This window comes from Streptomyces sp. NPDC005494 (genome assembly GCF_042872025.1).
GTDB lineage: Bacteria > Actinomycetota > Actinomycetes > Streptomycetales > Streptomycetaceae > Streptomyces.
The window spans coordinates 409,801-425,393 of sequence record NZ_JBIAJR010000001.1; the positions used below are offsets into that span (position 1 = coordinate 409,801).

13 protein-coding genes are annotated in these 15,593 nt (G+C 68.8%); 5 read left to right on the forward strand and 8 right to left on the reverse strand.

Annotation, left to right across the window (positions count from 1 at the left end; genetic code table 11):
- Positions 1-15 precede the first annotated feature (15 nt).
- Positions 16-636 (reverse strand): heme-copper oxidase subunit III, encoded by a 621-nt coding sequence (locus tag ACFYQ6_RS01880; RefSeq protein ID WP_014045480.1) that lies wholly within the window; start codon positions 634-636, stop codon positions 16-18.
- A gap of 187 nt (positions 637-823) precedes the next feature.
- Between ACFYQ6_RS01880 and ACFYQ6_RS01885 the strand changes: the two genes are divergently transcribed.
- A complete protein-coding gene (locus ACFYQ6_RS01885) occupies positions 824-1,225 on the forward strand; it encodes a hypothetical protein (protein ID WP_361570432.1) in 402 nt (133 codons plus the stop codon).
- A gap of 62 nt (positions 1,226-1,287) precedes the next feature.
- On the opposite strand, the gene ACFYQ6_RS01890 is transcribed toward ACFYQ6_RS01885, so the two are convergent.
- The 4 genes from ACFYQ6_RS01890 to coxB all read right to left on the reverse strand — a co-directional run bounded on the left by ACFYQ6_RS01890 (position 1,288) and on the right by coxB (position 5,781).
- The gene (locus ACFYQ6_RS01890; protein WP_361570435.1) at positions 1,288-2,559 is read right to left on the reverse strand and encodes an Ig-like domain-containing protein; all 1,272 of its coding nucleotides are present in this window, start codon (positions 2,557-2,559) and stop codon (positions 1,288-1,290) included.
- 125 nt (positions 2,560-2,684) lie between these two features.
- Positions 2,685-3,083 carry a cytochrome c oxidase subunit 4 gene (locus ACFYQ6_RS01895; protein WP_145802041.1) on the reverse strand — a complete coding sequence of 133 codons (399 nt, stop codon included), beginning with the start codon at positions 3,081-3,083 and terminating at the stop codon, positions 2,685-2,687.
- A complete protein-coding gene (ctaD, locus tag ACFYQ6_RS01900; RefSeq protein ID WP_361570438.1) occupies positions 3,080-4,816 on the reverse strand; it encodes a cytochrome c oxidase subunit I in 1,737 nt (578 codons plus the stop codon). The genes ACFYQ6_RS01895 and ctaD overlap by 4 nt, the downstream gene beginning before the upstream one ends.
- Positions 4,813-5,781 carry a cytochrome c oxidase subunit II gene (coxB, locus tag ACFYQ6_RS01905; RefSeq protein ID WP_361570440.1) on the reverse strand — a complete coding sequence of 323 codons (969 nt, stop codon included), beginning with the start codon at positions 5,779-5,781 and terminating at the stop codon, positions 4,813-4,815. The genes ctaD and coxB overlap by 4 nt, the downstream gene beginning before the upstream one ends.
- Positions 5,782-6,053: 272 nt before the next feature.
- Between coxB and ACFYQ6_RS01910 the strand changes: the two genes are divergently transcribed.
- Complete coding sequence (locus ACFYQ6_RS01910) at positions 6,054-7,436, forward strand: cysteine desulfurase/sulfurtransferase TusA family protein (protein ID WP_388759797.1); 1,383 nt, start codon at positions 6,054-6,056, stop codon at positions 7,434-7,436.
- 13 nt (positions 7,437-7,449) lie between these two features.
- Here the strand turns inward: ACFYQ6_RS01910 and ACFYQ6_RS01915 are convergent, their stop codons facing one another.
- Entirely contained in the window at positions 7,450-8,424 is a 975-nt protein-coding gene (locus ACFYQ6_RS01915) for a carbohydrate kinase family protein (RefSeq protein ID WP_361570446.1), read from the reverse strand.
- Between the two features lie 162 nt (positions 8,425-8,586).
- Here ACFYQ6_RS01915 and ACFYQ6_RS01920 point away from each other — a divergent pair, with 162 nt between their 5' ends.
- Together ACFYQ6_RS01920 and ACFYQ6_RS01925 are read left to right on the forward strand one after the other, a co-directional pair.
- Positions 8,587-8,784 carry a hypothetical protein gene (locus ACFYQ6_RS01920; RefSeq protein ID WP_361570449.1) on the forward strand — a complete coding sequence of 66 codons (198 nt, stop codon included), beginning with the start codon at positions 8,587-8,589 and terminating at the stop codon, positions 8,782-8,784.
- 123 nt (positions 8,785-8,907) lie between these two features.
- Positions 8,908-10,377 carry a hypothetical protein gene (locus tag ACFYQ6_RS01925; RefSeq protein ID WP_361570452.1) on the forward strand — a complete coding sequence of 490 codons (1,470 nt, stop codon included), beginning with the start codon at positions 8,908-8,910 and terminating at the stop codon, positions 10,375-10,377.
- Positions 10,378-10,497: 120 nt separating this feature from the next.
- On the opposite strand, the gene ACFYQ6_RS01930 is transcribed toward ACFYQ6_RS01925, so the two are convergent.
- The gene (locus ACFYQ6_RS01930) at positions 10,498-10,854 is read right to left on the reverse strand and encodes an iron-sulfur cluster assembly accessory protein (RefSeq protein WP_014045490.1); all 357 of its coding nucleotides are present in this window, start codon (positions 10,852-10,854) and stop codon (positions 10,498-10,500) included.
- A gap of 222 nt (positions 10,855-11,076) precedes the next feature.
- Between ACFYQ6_RS01930 and nadA the strand changes: the two genes are divergently transcribed.
- Positions 11,077-12,264, forward strand: coding sequence for a quinolinate synthase NadA (gene nadA, locus ACFYQ6_RS01935; protein ID WP_361570456.1), 1,188 nt, complete (start codon positions 11,077-11,079; stop codon positions 12,262-12,264).
- A 99-nt stretch (positions 12,265-12,363) separates the two neighbouring features.
- Here the strand turns inward: nadA and ACFYQ6_RS01940 are convergent, their stop codons facing one another.
- Positions 12,364-15,519: an efflux RND transporter permease subunit gene (locus ACFYQ6_RS01940; RefSeq protein ID WP_388759802.1), complete on the reverse strand. Its 3,156-nt coding sequence runs from the start codon at positions 15,517-15,519 to the stop codon at positions 12,364-12,366.
- Positions 15,520-15,593: the final 74 nt, after the last annotated feature.

The following is a 15,593-nucleotide window of genomic DNA, read 5'->3' on the forward strand; positions in this document are numbered from 1 at the left end:
TGGGTGCGAGCCCGGTTACTTGATCATGTAGATCGTGGCGAACAGGCCGATCCAGACGACATCGACGAAGTGCCAGTAGTAGGACACGACGATGGCTGCGGTGGCCTGCTCATGGGTGAATCTCGAGGCCGCGTATGTCCTGCCCAGTACGAGCAGGAAGGCGATGAGACCGCCTGTCACATGCAGACCGTGGAAGCCGGTCGTCAGGTAGAACACCGAGCCGTACGGGTCGGAGGACAGGGAGAGACCCGCCTCCTTGACCAGCTCGGTGTACTCGAGGACCTGGCCTCCGATGAAGATCGCACCCATCACGAACGTGATGATGAACCAGGTGCGGAGCTTCTTCACATCGCCCCGCTCCGCGGCGAAAACGCCGAGCTGGCAGGTGAGAGAGGAAAGCACCAGGATCGTGGTGTTCGTCGCCGAGAACGGGAAGTTCAGATGGTGAGCCATCTCCTTCCAGTGATCGGGTCCCATCACCGATCGCAGGGTGAAGTACATCGCGAAGAGGGCCGCGAAGAACATCAGCTCGGAACTCAACCAGATGATGGTTCCGACGCTGGTGAGGTTCGGTCGATTGACCGACGGGTGCGCGTGCCCGGTTTCTACTGTCGTTGCTGTCGCCACGACCGACATTATGTCGGTCGCTTATCCCGCCCTCACTCCGGGGGGTGCCGTTCGGTGTGTCAGCGGTGTGTGTCCTCACCGAACGGCCCATCGAATCGCTGTCTTTACCGGTGCTGACAGGCTGTCCGCCGGAGTACGATCCGCCCATCGGTTCATGCCCCGAGAGCCCCGAAGACACAGACGTCACGGAGGAACAATGCAGCCGACCGCCACGGTCCTGGTCTACAGCGACAACGCTCACACCCGCGAGCAGGTGAGGCTGGCAGCCGGGCGCAGGCCTGCGGCGGACGTGCCACCGGTGCAGTTCCTGGAGTGCGCCACCCTGCCCGCCGTGCTGAGCGCGCTGGACCGGGGTGGCATCGACGTCTGCGTGCTGGACGGCGAGACGGCTCCGGCGGGCGGCATGGGTGTCTGCCGGCAGATCAAGGACGAGATCTTCGACTGCCCGCCCGTGCTGCTGCTGATCGGGCGCCCTCAGGACGCCTGGCTGGCCACGTGGAGCCGTGCGGACGCCGCTGTGACGCATCCCGTCGACCCGGTCGACTTCTCGGACGCGCTGGCCTCCCTGCTGCGCCACAGGCTGTCCGTAGGCGCCTGAGGCGAAGGGGCCCCGATCCCCTTCGCGGTGTCCGTGCGGGGCGCTGCGCACTCCGGGCCGGATCAGACCTGGGGGCGCAGCCGCGCCGTCTGGACGTCGGTGCCGGTGTCCGTGCTGTCGGTGTCCGGCGTGCCGCCGCCGTGCAGGGCGCTTCCCTTGAGCCAGGCGTCCCAGGTCAGGTTCCAGTCACCGAAGCCGTTGTCGAACGGCGTCATCATCTCGCCGTCGCTGCCCACGACCTTGACGATGTCACCTTCGCGCACGGTCTCGAAGAACCATTCGGCATCGGCGGTGCTCATGCCCGTGCAGCCGTGGCTGACGTTGGCGTTGCCCTGTGAACCGGTGGACCAGGGCGCGGCGTGGACGTACTCGCCGCTCCAGGTGACGCGGGTGGCCCAGTAGACGGGCAGGTCGTAGGACTCCGAGGAGCCCGCGGCGATGCCGATGCTCTCGCCGCGCATGCGTACGAACTGTTCCTTGGCCAGCACGACCTTGACGCCGTTGCGCGTGTCGAAGCCGGGCTTGCCCGTGGTGACCGGGATGGTGTTGATCACTTCACCGTTGCGCAGGACTGTCATGGAGTGGTCCGAGGCATCGGTGATGGCTTCTATGCGATCGCCGGTCGTGAGTTTGAGGGGCTTGGTCTCGGCGCCGTGGAGGGCGCCGGTGACCTTGATGCCCTTGAGGTTGCTGCGGAGGTCGATGCTGGCGCCGGCCGGCCAGTACTCCTTCGGCCGGTAGTGCAGCGTCTTGGCGTCGACCCAGTGCCAGGAGCCCGTGACGGCGGGGGCGGACCGGACCTGGAGCCCGCGCTCCACGGTGGCCCTGGCCGCCCGGTCGGTGACCGGAGCGCTGAGTTCCGCTGTGAGGGGCTGTCCGACGCCGTAGGTGCCCGCCTGCGGGCCGAAGGAGACCTTCAGGAGCTTCTTGGCCGCCGCCGTTCCGAAGGCGTACGTACGGCTGCCAGGGGCGCCGTCGCCGTTCTCGGTGGAGACCTTGACGGTGTATCGGGTGCCGGCGGCGAGGGAGGTGGTGGCGTGCCAGCGCTTCCCGTCGGCGTCCAGTTCACCGGCGAGGTGACGGCCTTCGGCGTCCACGGCCGTCACGTCCGTGATCTTGGCGTCGTCCTCCTTGACGGTGACCTCGAGGGGGGTGTCGGGGTCGGCCGTGCTGTCCTTGGCCGGCCCGTTGAAGGAGATGAGGTCGGCCGCGTCGTGGGGCTTCAGCGACAGCGGATGACCGTCGGGCTCGCCACAGGCGGTCGCACCAGCGACCAGGGTCACGACCAGCAGGGTGCAGCTCACTACGGTGCGGATGCGCGGCGTGTGGTTCATGAACCCACGCTAAGAAGATTCATCCGATCCAGCGCGTTCAGTGACTGCAAACGGGGGCCCGGCCCGCTCATCACTGAGCGGTCCGGGCCCCCGTACGGGTGCTGCGCGTCCTCGGACGGCGTGTCCTACTGGGTGCGGTTCTCGCCCCTGTAGTACTCGAAGACCCAGCCGAAGAGGCCGATCAGGAGCAGCGGGGCCGAGAAGTAGGCCAGCCACCAGCCGAACACGACGGACATGAAGAGGAACGCGCCGCCGATGGCCAGCGAGAGCGGCTGCCAGCTGTGCGGCGAGAAGAAGCCCACCTCACCGGCTTCGTCCGCGACATCGGCCTCCTTGTTGTCCTGGGCCATCGCGTCGACCCTGTTGGCCGTGAAGGCCAGGTAGAAGCCGATCATGATGGTCAGTCCGAAGGACAGGACCAGTGCGGTGGTGCCGACCGGCTCCTTCGACCAGACGCCGTAGGTGACCGCCATGGCCAGCATGAAGATGCTCAGCCAGATGAAGAGCTTGCCCTGGATCTTCACTTGCCGTCCTCCTTGCCACCGACGAGGACCTTGTCACCCTCGGACAGGTGATCCAGCTGCTCGAGCGCCGCGATCTCCGGGTGGTGCAGGTCGAACGCCGGGGATTCGGAGCGGATGCGCGGCAGGCTGAGGAAGTTGTGCCGCGGGGGCGGGCACGACGTCGCCCATTCGAGCGAACGGCCGTAGCCCCACGGGTCGTCGACCTCGATCTTCTTGCCGTACTTGGCGGTCTTCCAGACGTTGTAGAAGAACGGCAGGATCGACAGTCCGAGCACGAACGAGGAGATCGTCGAGATCGTGTTGAGGGCGGTGAAGCCGTCGGCGGCGAGGTAGTCCGCGTAACGACGCGGCATGCCCTCGGCACCGAGCCAGTGCTGCACCAGGAAGGTGCCGTGGAAGCCGATGAACAGCGTCCAGAAGGTGATCTTCCCGAGCCGCTCGTCCAGCATCTTGCCGGTGAACTTCGGCCACCAGAAGTGGAATCCGGCGAACATCGCGAAGACCACGGTGCCGAAGACGACGTAGTGGAAGTGCGCGACGACGAAGTACGAGTCGGAGATGTGGAAGTCCAGCGGCGGCGAGGCCAGGATCACGCCGGTCAGACCACCGAAGGCGAAGGTGATCAGGAAGCCGACCGACCAGAGCATCGGTGTCTCGAAGGACAACGATCCCTTCCACATCGTGCCGATCCAGTTGAAGAACTTCACACCGGTCGGTACCGCGATGAGGAATGTCATGAAGGAGAAGAACGGCAGCAGCACACCGCCGGTGACGTACATGTGGTGGGCCCACACCGTCACCGAAAGGCCGGCGATGGCGATCGTCGCGCTGATCAGACCGATATAACCGAACATCGGCTTGCGGCTGAACACCGGAATGATCTCGGAAATGATTCCGAAGAATGGTAGCGCGATGATGTACACCTCTGGATGGCCGAAGAACCAGAAGAGGTGTTGCCAGAGCAATGCGCCGCCGTTGGACGCGTCGAAGATGTGTGCGCCGAATTTACGGTCCGCCTCCAGCGCGAAGAGCGCGGCGGCGAGGACCGGGAAGGCCAGCAGGACCAGGACACCGGTCAGCAGGACGTTCCAGGTGAAGATCGGCATGCGGAACATCGTCATGCCGGGCGCGCGCATGCAGATGATCGTGGTGATGAAGTTGACCGACCCGAGGATCGTGCCGAAGCCGGAGAAGGCCAGACCCATGATCCACATGTCGGCGCCGACGCCCGGCGAGCGGACCGCGTCCGACAGCGGGGAGTAGGCGAACCATCCGAAGTCGGCGGCACCCTGCGGGGTGAGGAAGCCGGCGACCGCGATCAGCGAACCGAAGAGGTACAGCCAGTACGCGAACATGTTCAGCCGCGGGAACGCCACGTCGGGCGCGCCGATCTGCAGCGGCATGATCCAGTTCGCGAAACCGGCGAACAGCGGCGTCGCGAACATCAGCAGCATGATCGTGCCGTGCATCGTGAACGCCTGGTTGAACTGCTCGTTCGACATGATCTGCGTACCCGGACGGGCCAGCTCGGCGCGCATGAAGAGCGCCAGCAGACCGCCGATGCAGAAGAAGGCGAACGATGTGACCAGGTACATCGTGCCGATCGTCTTGTGGTCGGTGGTGGTCAGCCACTTGACGACGACACTTCCCGGCTGCTTGCGCCGTACCGGCAGCTCGTCCTCGAACGAGTCGTCTGCTGCCGCGGCACCCTGGGATTCGTTGAGGATGCTCACAGTTTGTTCGTCTCCGCATTCCTGGCCGGGTCCGTCTGCTCGATGCCTGCCGGCACGTAGCCCGTCTGACCCTTCTCCGCCAGCTCCTTGAGGTGCTGCTGGTAACGCTCGGGAGAAACGATCTTGACGTTGAAGAGCATCCGGGAGTGGTCGACGCCGCAGAGCTCGGCGCACTTACCCATGTAGGTGCCCTCCTTCGTCGGCGTGACCTCGAAGGAGTTGGTGTGGCCCGGAATGACGTCCTGCTTCATGAGGAACGGCACCACCCAGAAGGAGTGGATGACGTCACGCGAAGTCAGGATGAAACGGACCTTCTCGCCCTTCGGCAGCCACAGGGTCGGACCCGGGTTGCCGTTCTGCGGGTTACGCGTACCGGGGACGCCCACGTCGTAGACGCCGCCGGCGCCCGCGGGGAAGTCGTCGCGGTACTTGTCGGGGATGGCGTCGAGTTCCTTCGGGATCTCGCTGCCGGCGGAGGGCTGGCCCTCCACCTTCTCGATGTAGTTGAAGCCCCAGCTCCACTGGTAGCCGACCACGTTGATGGTGTGGGCGGGCTTGGGAGTGAGCTCCAGGAGCTTCGATTCATCGCGCGCGGTGAAGTAGAACAGCACCGAGACGATGATGAGGGGAACCACTGTGTACAACGCCTCGATGGGCATGTTGTACCTGGTCTGCTGAGGTACCTCCACCTTGGTCCTGCTACGCCGGTGGAAGATGACGCTCCAGATGATCAGCCCCCAGACAAGGACACCCGTGGCGAGCGCTGCCGCCCACGAGCCCTGCCAGAGGGAGAGGATCCGAGGGGCCTCTTCCGTTACCGGGGTGGGCATACCGAGGCGGGGAAAATCCTCCCAGTTGTATGAACAACCGGAGGCCGTCGCCAGGACCAGGCCCGCAGTCAGCACCTGCGGCAGCTTCCGCCGCATCGGGCGCCGCGACGAGCGGTCGGAGCCGTTGGGACTCACGTAGCGCCTTCCCGAGAGTCTCGCCCGCACGGTCGGCGCGGCCGTCTCGCTTGGTCGGTCGCCGGCCCTGACGCGGGCAGGGGTTTGGATGTTTATGCGGACCAAACCCTACTGGACGCTATTTGGGGTCGCGCGGGGAGGGTGCCCAACGCGCCGCCCGACACCCCGAAGGGGTGGAATCCGAGCCTCCGGCCGTCATCTGACGCCCCCTCTTCCCACCCCCACGGCACTCCCACCCCTGGTCGCGTCCCCCTGCGGGCTAGCGTGGCGGCGTGCCCTACTTCGACGCGGCTTCCTCCGCCCCCCTGCACCCCGTCGCCCGCCAGGCCCTGCTTGCCTCACTGGACGAGGGCTGGGCCGATCCCGCCCGGCTCCACCGCGAGGGCCGGCGGGCCGCCATGCTCCTGGACGCGGCCAGGGAGACCGCGGCGGAGGCGGTCGGCTGCCGTCCGGACGAGCTGGTCTTCACCTCGTCCGGCACCCGGGCGGTGCACTCGGCGGTGTCCGGATCGCTTGTCGGCCGTCGGCGTGTCGGACGCCATCTGGTGCTGTCGGCCGTCGAACACTCCTCCGTCCTCCATTCGGCCGCCGCACTGGAGGCGGCGGGCGGGTCGTTCACGGAGGTGCCGGTGGACCGGGCCGGGGCGGTGGACGCCTCGGTGTACGGCCGCGCACTGCGCCCGGACACCGCGCTGGCCTGTCTGCAGTCCGCCAACCACGAGGTCGGGACCGTGCAGCCGGTGGCGGAGGTGGCCGAGGTCTGCGCCGAGGCGGGGGTCCCCTTGCTGGTGGACGCCGCCCAGTCGCTCGGCTGGGGCCCCGTGCGGGGCCGCTGGTCACTCCTGGCCGCCTCCGCCCACAAGTGGGGCGGGCCGGCCGGGGTCGGGCTTCTCGCCGTACGCAAGGGCGTCCGGTTCGCCCCCCAAGGGCCGGTCGACGAGCGGGAGTCGGGCCGGGCAGCGGGGTTCGAGAACATCCCGGCGATCGTGGCCGCCGCCGCCTCGCTGCGGGCCGTACGCGCGGAGGCCGCGGCCGAGGACGCGCGGCTGCGCGCACTGGTGGACCGCATCCGTGCCGCGGTGGCGGACCTGGTGCCGGACGTGGAGGTGACCGGCGATCCGGTGCGGCGGCTGCCTCACCTGGTCACCTTCTCCTGTCTCTATGTCGACGGAGAGACTTTGCTACACGAGCTGGACCGGGCCGGATTCTCCGTTTCGTCCGGTTCGTCCTGCACGAGCAGCACGCTGACACCCAGCCATGTCCTGAAGGCGATGGGGGTGCTCACGGAAGGGAACATCCGCGTGTCGCTGCCGGCCGGGACTTCGGAGGACGAGGTCGACGGCTTCCTCGGCGTGCTGCCGGGCGTGGTGGCCGAGGTCCGGGAGCGGCTCGGCGCCCCCGCCTCGCCCGCCGCCTCCCCCACGCCCCGGGCGTCGCTGGTGGTCGACGCGCTGGGCCGGCGCTGCCCGGTCCCGGTGATCGAGCTCGCAAAGGTGATCGGAGAGGTACCCGTGGGCGGCACGGTGACGGTGCTCGCCGACGACGAGGCCGCCCGGCTGGACATTCCGGCCTGGTGCACGATGCGCGAACAGGAGTACGTGGGTGAGGAGCCGGCGGACCGCGGCTCGGCCTATGTGGTGCGCCGGCTCCTGTGACCCGTACGCCAGGTCAGGAGAGGTGCTTGCGGACCTCGGTGGCGGCCTCGTCGCCGTACGCCTTGGTGAAGCGGTCCATGAAGTGGGTGCGGCGCAGGGTGTACTCCTGGGTGCCCACGGTCTCGATGACCAGGGTGGCGAGCATGCAGCCGACCTGCGCGGCGCGTTCCAGGTTCACGCCCCAGGCGAGGCCCGAGAGGAAGCCGGCGCGGAAGGCGTCGCCGACGCCGGTCGGGTCCGCCTTGCGCTCCTCCTCGGCACAGGCGACCTCGATGGGGTCGTGGCCGGCCCGGTCGATACGGACGCCACGGGCGCCGAGGGTGGTGACGCGGTGGCCGACGCGGGACAGGATCTCCTCGTCGCTCCAGCCGGTCTTGGACTCGATGAGCCCCTTCTCGTACTCGTTGGAGAAGAGGTACGTCGCGCCGTCGAGAAGGATCCGGATCTCCTCGCCGTCCATCCGGGCGATCTGCTGCGAGAAGTCCGCGGCGAACGGGATGCCCCGCAGACGGCACTCCTCCGTGTGGCGGAGCATCGCTTCGGGGTCGTCGGCGCCGATGGAGACGAGGTCGAGCCCGCCGACCCGGTCGGCGACGCTCTTGAGCTCGATCAGCCGGGCCTCACTCATCGCGCCCGTGTAGAAGGAGCCGATCTGGTTGTGGTCCGAGTCCGTCGTGCAGACGAAGCGGGCCGTGTGCAGGACCTCGGAGATCCTGACCGAGCCGGTGTCGACACCGTGCCGGTCGAGCCAGGCCCGGTAGTCGTCGAAGTCCGCCCCGGCGGCACCGACCAGGATCGGCTCCGTTCCGAGCAGACCCATGCCGAAGGCGATGTTGGCGGCCACGCCCCCGCGGCGCACGTCGAGGTTGTCGACGAGGAAGGAGAGGGAGACCGTGTGCAGCTGGTCCGCGACCAACTGGTCGGCGAAACGGCCGGGGAAGGTCATCAGGTGGTCGGTGGCGATGGAGCCGGTGACTGCAATGCGCACGGCGAGGATGCTCCTGCGGATGGCGGACGGGACGCGGTGAGCGTGCCCGCCCGGAACGGCATGACAGTTCACGCTACCCGCTTCGGCGATCTCGCTCGAAGGGGCAAAACTACCCGATAGTAGGTCTTTCTACCTGAGCTCCACTCTGCGTACGGTGCGGATATGTCGAACACCATTCTTCCGCGTGAGTCCGAGATGAGCCTGGCCGAGCTGCGCGGCGACTGCGCGCGGATGGCTCCGCACTGGGTCGTACCCGCCAGGACCGCCACGGAGCCGGTGGAGCCCTCCCGTATCCACGGGGTCACCGTGCCGCCGTCCTCCGCCCGGCTGATCGACGCCATGTCCGACTACGGGGACTGATCGGGGCGGCTCCCCCGCGCAGGCGGGTGGAACCGCACGCTCCTCCGCCCCGTCCCACCGGTGTCCCCACGCCGGGGACGGACGATGCGCCAGTGACGGCCAGGCAGCCGAAGGAGCGATCCGGTGAGCACCGAGCGACCCGAGAATGACGTGACCGGCCCACGGCGGCGGCGTTCGCCGCTCGCCGTGGCCACGGTGGCCGCAGCCGTGCTGCTGACCGGGGGCGGGGCGGCCTACTGGGCCTCCACGGCCGCGGGCGACGCCGGTACGGACGCCGGGCGGCCTGCCGCGGACGGCACACCTCCGCCCCTGGCACTGGACCTCGCGGACGGCCCCTCGGCGCCGTCACAGGGCATCGCGCCGGGAGAACCCGACCCGCACGGCGGCGCGGTCGTGTACCGCTCCGAGGGGGTGCTGCCCGAAGGCCCCGGCACGGCCGCCGTCCACCGGGCGGAGGGCACGGTGAGCGCGGCCGAGGTGACACGGCTGGCAAAGGCTCTCGGGCTGCCGGGCACGCCCCGCGCGGAAGGCGCGGCCTGGAAGGTGGGCAGCGAGGGGGACGGGTCGGGGCCCTTCCTGCGGGTCGACAAGCAGGCGCCGGGAACCTGGACGTTCGCGCGGTACGCCGTGGGCGGCACGGATGGCTGCGAGTCCGCCGGGACCTGCTCGAAGCGCGGCACGGCTCCGTCCGGCTCCCCCGTGGGCGAGAAGGCCGCGAAGGCGGCGGCGGTTCCGGTGCTGAAGGCCGTGGGGCAGGACGGCGCCGCTCTCGACGCGCGTCAGCTGATGGGTTCCGTACGGGTGGTGAACGCCGACCCCGTGGTCGGAGGACTGCCGACCTACGGCTGGCCGACCGGGATCCAGGTGGGCGCGGACGGTGAGATCGTCGGCGGCAGCGGGCATCTGAAGGGGCTGGAGAAGGACGACAGCTATCCGGTGCTCGCCGCGCAGGACGCACTCAAGCAGCTGAACGCGGAGAGCTCGCGGGCGGCGAAGGGCGGCATCGGCGGCTGCGCGACCCCGGTGCCCCTGGAAGACGACTCGGTCGAGGGCGGTCAGCCGGAGGGCGGTCCGGCCTCGCCGGAGGCGGGCTGCGAGGCGCGGCAGGACACACCGCCGCCCACCACGATGACGGTCGAGAAGGCCACGTTCGGGCTCGCCGCCCGGACCTCGGCCGGGGAGCCGGTCCTGGTGCCCTCGTGGCTGTTCTCCGTACGGCCCGACGGGGGCGGCCCGGAGCGCACCGTCGTACAGGTCGCGGTGGATCCGGAGCACCTGGCTCCGGACGCGAGCAGTCCCGCTCCGGAGCCCACGCGGGACCCGGCGGACCGGGGTACGGAGATCCTCTCGTACAGCTCGGACGGCCGGACGCTGGAGGTCACCTTCTGGGGCGGCGTGTGCAGCACCTACGAGGCCGGCGCCACGGAGGACGGCAAGCGGGTCCGGGTCACGGTCGTCGAGTCGCAGCCGGAGCCGGGGAAGGCGTGCATCATGATCGCCAAGGAGCTGACCCGGACGGTGACACTGGACGCGCCGCTGGACGGCCGGACCGTGGTCGACGCGGACACCGGCCGGACGGTGCCGCGCGCCTGAGCCCCCGCGCGGCACGGCGGTCACGCGAAAGGCCGCCGTGCGAGGCGGAGGGCCGCACGGCAACGCGAAGCGGCGGCGCTCCCGGGAAGGGGAGCGCCGCCGCTTTCGTACGACCCGGGCTCAGCTGAAGGAGTCACCACAGGCGCAGGAACCCGTGGCGTTCGGGTTGTCGATCGTGAAGCCCTGCTTCTCGATGGTGTCCACGAAGTCGACAGAGGCACCGCCCAGGTACGGGGCGCTCATCCGGTCGGTGACGACCTTGACGCCTCCGAAGTCCTTCACGACGTCCCCGTCGAGCGAGCGCTCGTCGAAGAAGAGCTGGTAGCGCAGGCCCGAGCAGCCTCCGGGCTGCACGGCGACGCGCAGCGCGAGGTCGTCCCGGCCTTCCTGCTCCAGCAGGGCCTTGACCTTGGCTGCGGCGGCGTCGGACAGGAGGATGCCGTCGCTCACGGTGGTGGTCTCGTCCGATACGGACATCTGCTTCTCTCCCGGGTTGTACGGACTGCTTGCCGACGGTTGCAACCGTCGGGGCCGCGGATTCATTCCGGGCCAGGCGCGTGTCTGTTCACCTTCATGCTCGCACACCACCCCGGCCGGGGGATGCGTCACATCGACGCTATCGGCATCGTCAAGCTGACACGAAGCGGTTATGATAGATAGCGTCAATTAGACGAAAAGGCGTTTCGCAGAAAAGAAAGGGTGCGTGTCGTGACCACCGCCCAGCCCCTGGATGTCCAGCCCACGCCCCTCGCCCTTCTGCTGCTCGGCCGCGAGGCCGACCCGCGGAGCGAGCGCGGGGTCGAATGCCCCGGCGACCTGCCCTCCCCGTCCGACCCGGACCTGGTGGCACGGGCGCGCGCGGCCAAGGAGAAGCTCGGGGACAAGGTCTTCGTGCTCGGCCACCACTACCAGCGCGACGAGGTCATCCAGTTCGCCGACGTCACCGGTGACTCCTTCAAGCTCGCCCGGGACGCGGCGGCACGGCCCGAGGCGGAGTACATCGTCTTCTGTGGCGTGCACTTCATGGCGGAGTCCGCGGACATCCTGACCGGCGACGACCAGAAGGTCGTCCTGCCCGACCTGGCCGCGGGCTGCTCGATGGCCGACATGGCCACCGCGGAGCAGGTCGCCGAGTGCTGGGACGTGCTGACGGAGGCCGGGGTCGCCGAACAGGTCGTGCCGGTCTCGTACATGAACTCCTCCGCGGACATCAAGGCCTTCACAGGCCGGCACGGGGGCACGATCTGCACCTCGTCCAACGCGAAGCGGGCGCTGGAGTGGGCCTTCGAGCAGGGCGACAAGGTCCTCTTCCTGCCCGACCAGCACCTGGGCCGGAACACAGCCGTGCGGGACATGGGGATGTCCCTGGAGGACTGCGTCCTCTACAACCCGCACAAGCCGAACGGCGGGCTGACCGCGCAGGAGCTGCGCGACGCGAAGATGATCCTGTGGCGCGGGCACTGCTCGGTGCACGGGCGCTTCTCGGTGGAGTCCGTCGAGGACGTCCGGGCGCGGATTCCGGGCGTCAACGTGCTGGTGCACCCGGAGTGCAAGCACGAGGTGGTGGCCGCCGCGGACTACGTGGGTTCGACGGAATACATCATCAAGGCGCTGGAGGCGGCTCCGGCCGGTTCCAAGTGGGCGATCGGTACGGAGCTGAACCTCGTCCGGCGGCTGGCCAATCGTTTCGCCGCGGAGGACAAGGAGATCGTCTTCCTCGACAAGACGGTCTGCTTCTGCTCGACGATGAACCGGATCGACCTGCCGCACCTGGTGTGGACCCTTGAGTCGCTGGCCGAGGGCAACCTGGTCAACCGGATCCAGGTCGACGCCGAGACGGAGAAGTTCGCGAAGCTGGCGCTCGAGCGGATGCTGGCGCTGCCGTAGGGCTGCTCGGGGGCTCTGCCCCGGACCCCCCGCCGAAAGGGGAAGGCCCCGATGCCGTCGCACGGCATCGGGGCCTTCCCGTTTGCTGCGGGCCTCCGGTCAGGCCTTCGCGGGCTCCGGCTCCTCGGAGGCGGGCTCCTGGGCCGCATCCGGGGTGTTGCCGCCGGACTTCGCCTCGCGCTTGGCCGCTTTCTTCTCCGCGCGGCGCTCCTTGCGGAGCTCGACCATCGCGTAGAGCGTGGGCACCAGGAGCAGGGTGAGCAGCGTGGAGGTGATCAGACCGCCGATCACCACGACCGCCAGCGGCTGGGAGATGAAGCCGCCTTCGCCGGTGACGCCGAGCGCCATCGGCAGGAGGGCGAAGATCGTCGCCAGTGCCGTCATGAGGATCGGGCGCAGACGGTGACGTCCGCCCTCGACGACCGCCTCGACGACGCCCATGCCCTGCGACCTGTACTGGTTGATCAGGTCGATGAGCACGATCGCGTTGGTCACCACGATGCCGATCAGCATCAGCATGCCGATCATCGCCGGGACGCCCATCGGGGTTCCGGTGGCGACGAGGAGACCGATGGCGCCGGTCGCCGCGAAGGGGATGGAGACCAGCAGGATCAGCGGCTGGATGAGCGACCTGAAGGTGGCCACCAGCAGCATGAAGACGATCGCGATGGCCGCCAGCATGGCCAGGCCCAGCTTCATGAAGGCGTCGTCCTGGTCCTGCGACACGCCGCCGATGGTCGCGGTCGCGCCCTCCGGGAGGTCCAGGTCGTCGATCTTCGTCTGGAGCGAGGTGCTGACCGCGCCCGTGTTGTCGCCGGTCGGCTTGGCGGTGATCGTCGCCGCGCGCTGGCCGTCGATCCGGGTCATGGAGACCGGGCCGGGGACCAGCTCGACGTCGGCGATCCGGCCGAGTGTGACGGGACCGAGCGGCAGGGCCTTCAGTTCCGCCATCGTGGTGGCCGGGTGCGCCGACTTCACCAGGACGTCGCGCTCGGCGTCGTCCATGATCACCTTGCCGGACGGGGTGCCGCGCACCGCGCCGGCGACCGCGGCGCCGAGCGTGGCCTGGTTGAATCCCGCGTCGGCCGCCTTGTCGGTGGCCTTGACCGAGATGCGCGGGACGCTCTGTGCGAGGTCGCTCTGGACGTCGGTGACGTCGTCGAGCTTCGCCACCTCGGCCCGCACCGCCTCGGACGCCTTCTTCAGGACGTCCGCGTCGGCGGCCTTGACCACGACGCTCAGGTCCTGGCTGGCGAAACCGTCACCCGCGGCGATCGTGGTGTCGCCGATGCCGTCGAGCTTGCCGAGGGCCTCGTCGATCCGCTCCTGGGTGGCGTCGAAGTCCGCCGAGTCCTTCAGGGTGATCTGGTAGGACGCCTGGTTGGCACCCGTGCCGCCGCCGAAGGCGGCCATGAAGCCGGAGGACCCGACCGTGACCTGGTAGTCCTCGACACCGGAATCCGACGCGAGGACCTTCTCGACCTTCTTCGCCGCCTCGTCGGCCGCCTCCAGGCTCGTGCCGGGAGTCAGCTCCTGCTTGACGGAGAGGACCTCCTGCTCACCCTGGTCGAAGAAGTTCGTCTTGAGCAGGGGGGCCATGCCGAGGGTGCCGAACAGGACCACGAAGGCGATGACGATGCTGGTGACACGCCGCCGGGTCGCGAAACGCAGCACCGGGACGTAGATGCGCTGGAGCCGGCTCGCGGCTTCCTTCTCCTCGGCCTTGCGGCGTGCCGCGTCCGGGTCGCCGTCGGTGCCCTTGGGGGCCCGCAGGAACCAGTACGACAGGACCGGTACGACGGTCAGCGAGACCAGCAGCGAAGCCAGCAGCGCCGCCGTGACGGTGAGGGAGAACGAACCGAAGAGCTGGCCGACCATGCCGCCGACCAGGCCGATGGGCAGGAAGACCGCGACGGTGGTGAGCGTGGACGAGGTGACCGCGCCGGCGACCTCCTTGACGGCGGTGGTGATCGCCGAGTGGCGCTCCTCGCCGTAACCGAGGTGCCGCTTGATGTTCTCCAGGACCACGATGGAGTCGTCGACGACGCGGCCGATCGCGATGGTCAGCGCGCCGAGCGTGAGCATGTTCAACGACAGGTCACGGGTCCAGAGCACGATCAGCGCCAGGACCACGGAGAGCGGGATGGAGACCGCGGTGACCAGGGTGGAGCGGATCGAGGCGAGGAACACCAGGATCACGACGACCGCGAAGAGCAGGCCGAGCGCGCCTTCGGTGGTCAGGCCGGAGATCGCCTTGGAGACGGCGGGCCCCTGGTCCGAGACGACCGTGAGCTCGGCACCGGCGCCGAGGTCCTTGCGCAGGTCGGGAAGCTTGTCCTGGACGGCGTCCGAGATGGCGACGGCGCTGCCGTCCTGGTCCATCGTCGCCATGACGGCGAGGCTCGGCTTGCCGTTCGTGCGGGTGATGGAGGCGGCGGTGGCGGGCTCCTGCTTCACCGTGGCGACGTCACCGACACGGACCGGCTTCCCGCTCTCACCCGTCGCCGGGTTCTGCGCGGAGACCTTGAGGTCCTCGATCTCCTCGAGCGAGGTGAACGAGCCGCCGACCTGGATGGTGCGGCTCTTGCCCGACTCGGCGAAGGAGCCGGCCGGGACGGTGGCGCCTCCCGCCTGGAGGGCCTGGGCCAGCGAGGCGGCGTTCAGACCCGCCGCGGCGAGCTTCTTGTCGTCCGGGACGACGGCGACCTGGAGGTCCTGGACGCCGTCCACCGTGACCTGGCCGACGCCGTCGATGTCCTCGATGGCAGGGACGACCGTGCGGTCCAGCTGGTCGGCGAGCGCCTGCTGGTCCTTGTCGGAGGTGACGGCGAGGACGACGGTCGGGATGTCGTCCGTGGAACCGGCGATGACCTGCGGGTCCACGTCGTCGGGCAGCTGGATGCGGGCACGGTTCACGGCCTGCTGGATGTCGGCGACGAGCTGCTTGGTGCCTTCGTCACCGAAGTCGAAGGTCGCCATGATGACGGCGTTGCCCTCGCTGGCGGTCGAGGTGATGCCCTCGACGCCGTCGACCGCCTTGATGCTGTTCTCGAGGGGTTCGACGACCTGCTTCTCGACCACGTCGGGAGACGCGCCCTGGTAGGGCGCCAGCACCGACACCATCGGGAGCTCGATGGTGGGCAGCAACTGCTGCTTGAGCTGCGGGATCGCGATCGCGCCGAACACGAGCGCGACGATCGAGATCAGCCCGATCAGGGCCCGTTGCGCGAGGCTGAATCTGGACAGCCAGGACATGGGTGGGTCTCTCTTCTGTGGCGTACGCGGCAGGTGGGCGGCTGTTCGGCGACGCACATGGTCACGACGGCGAC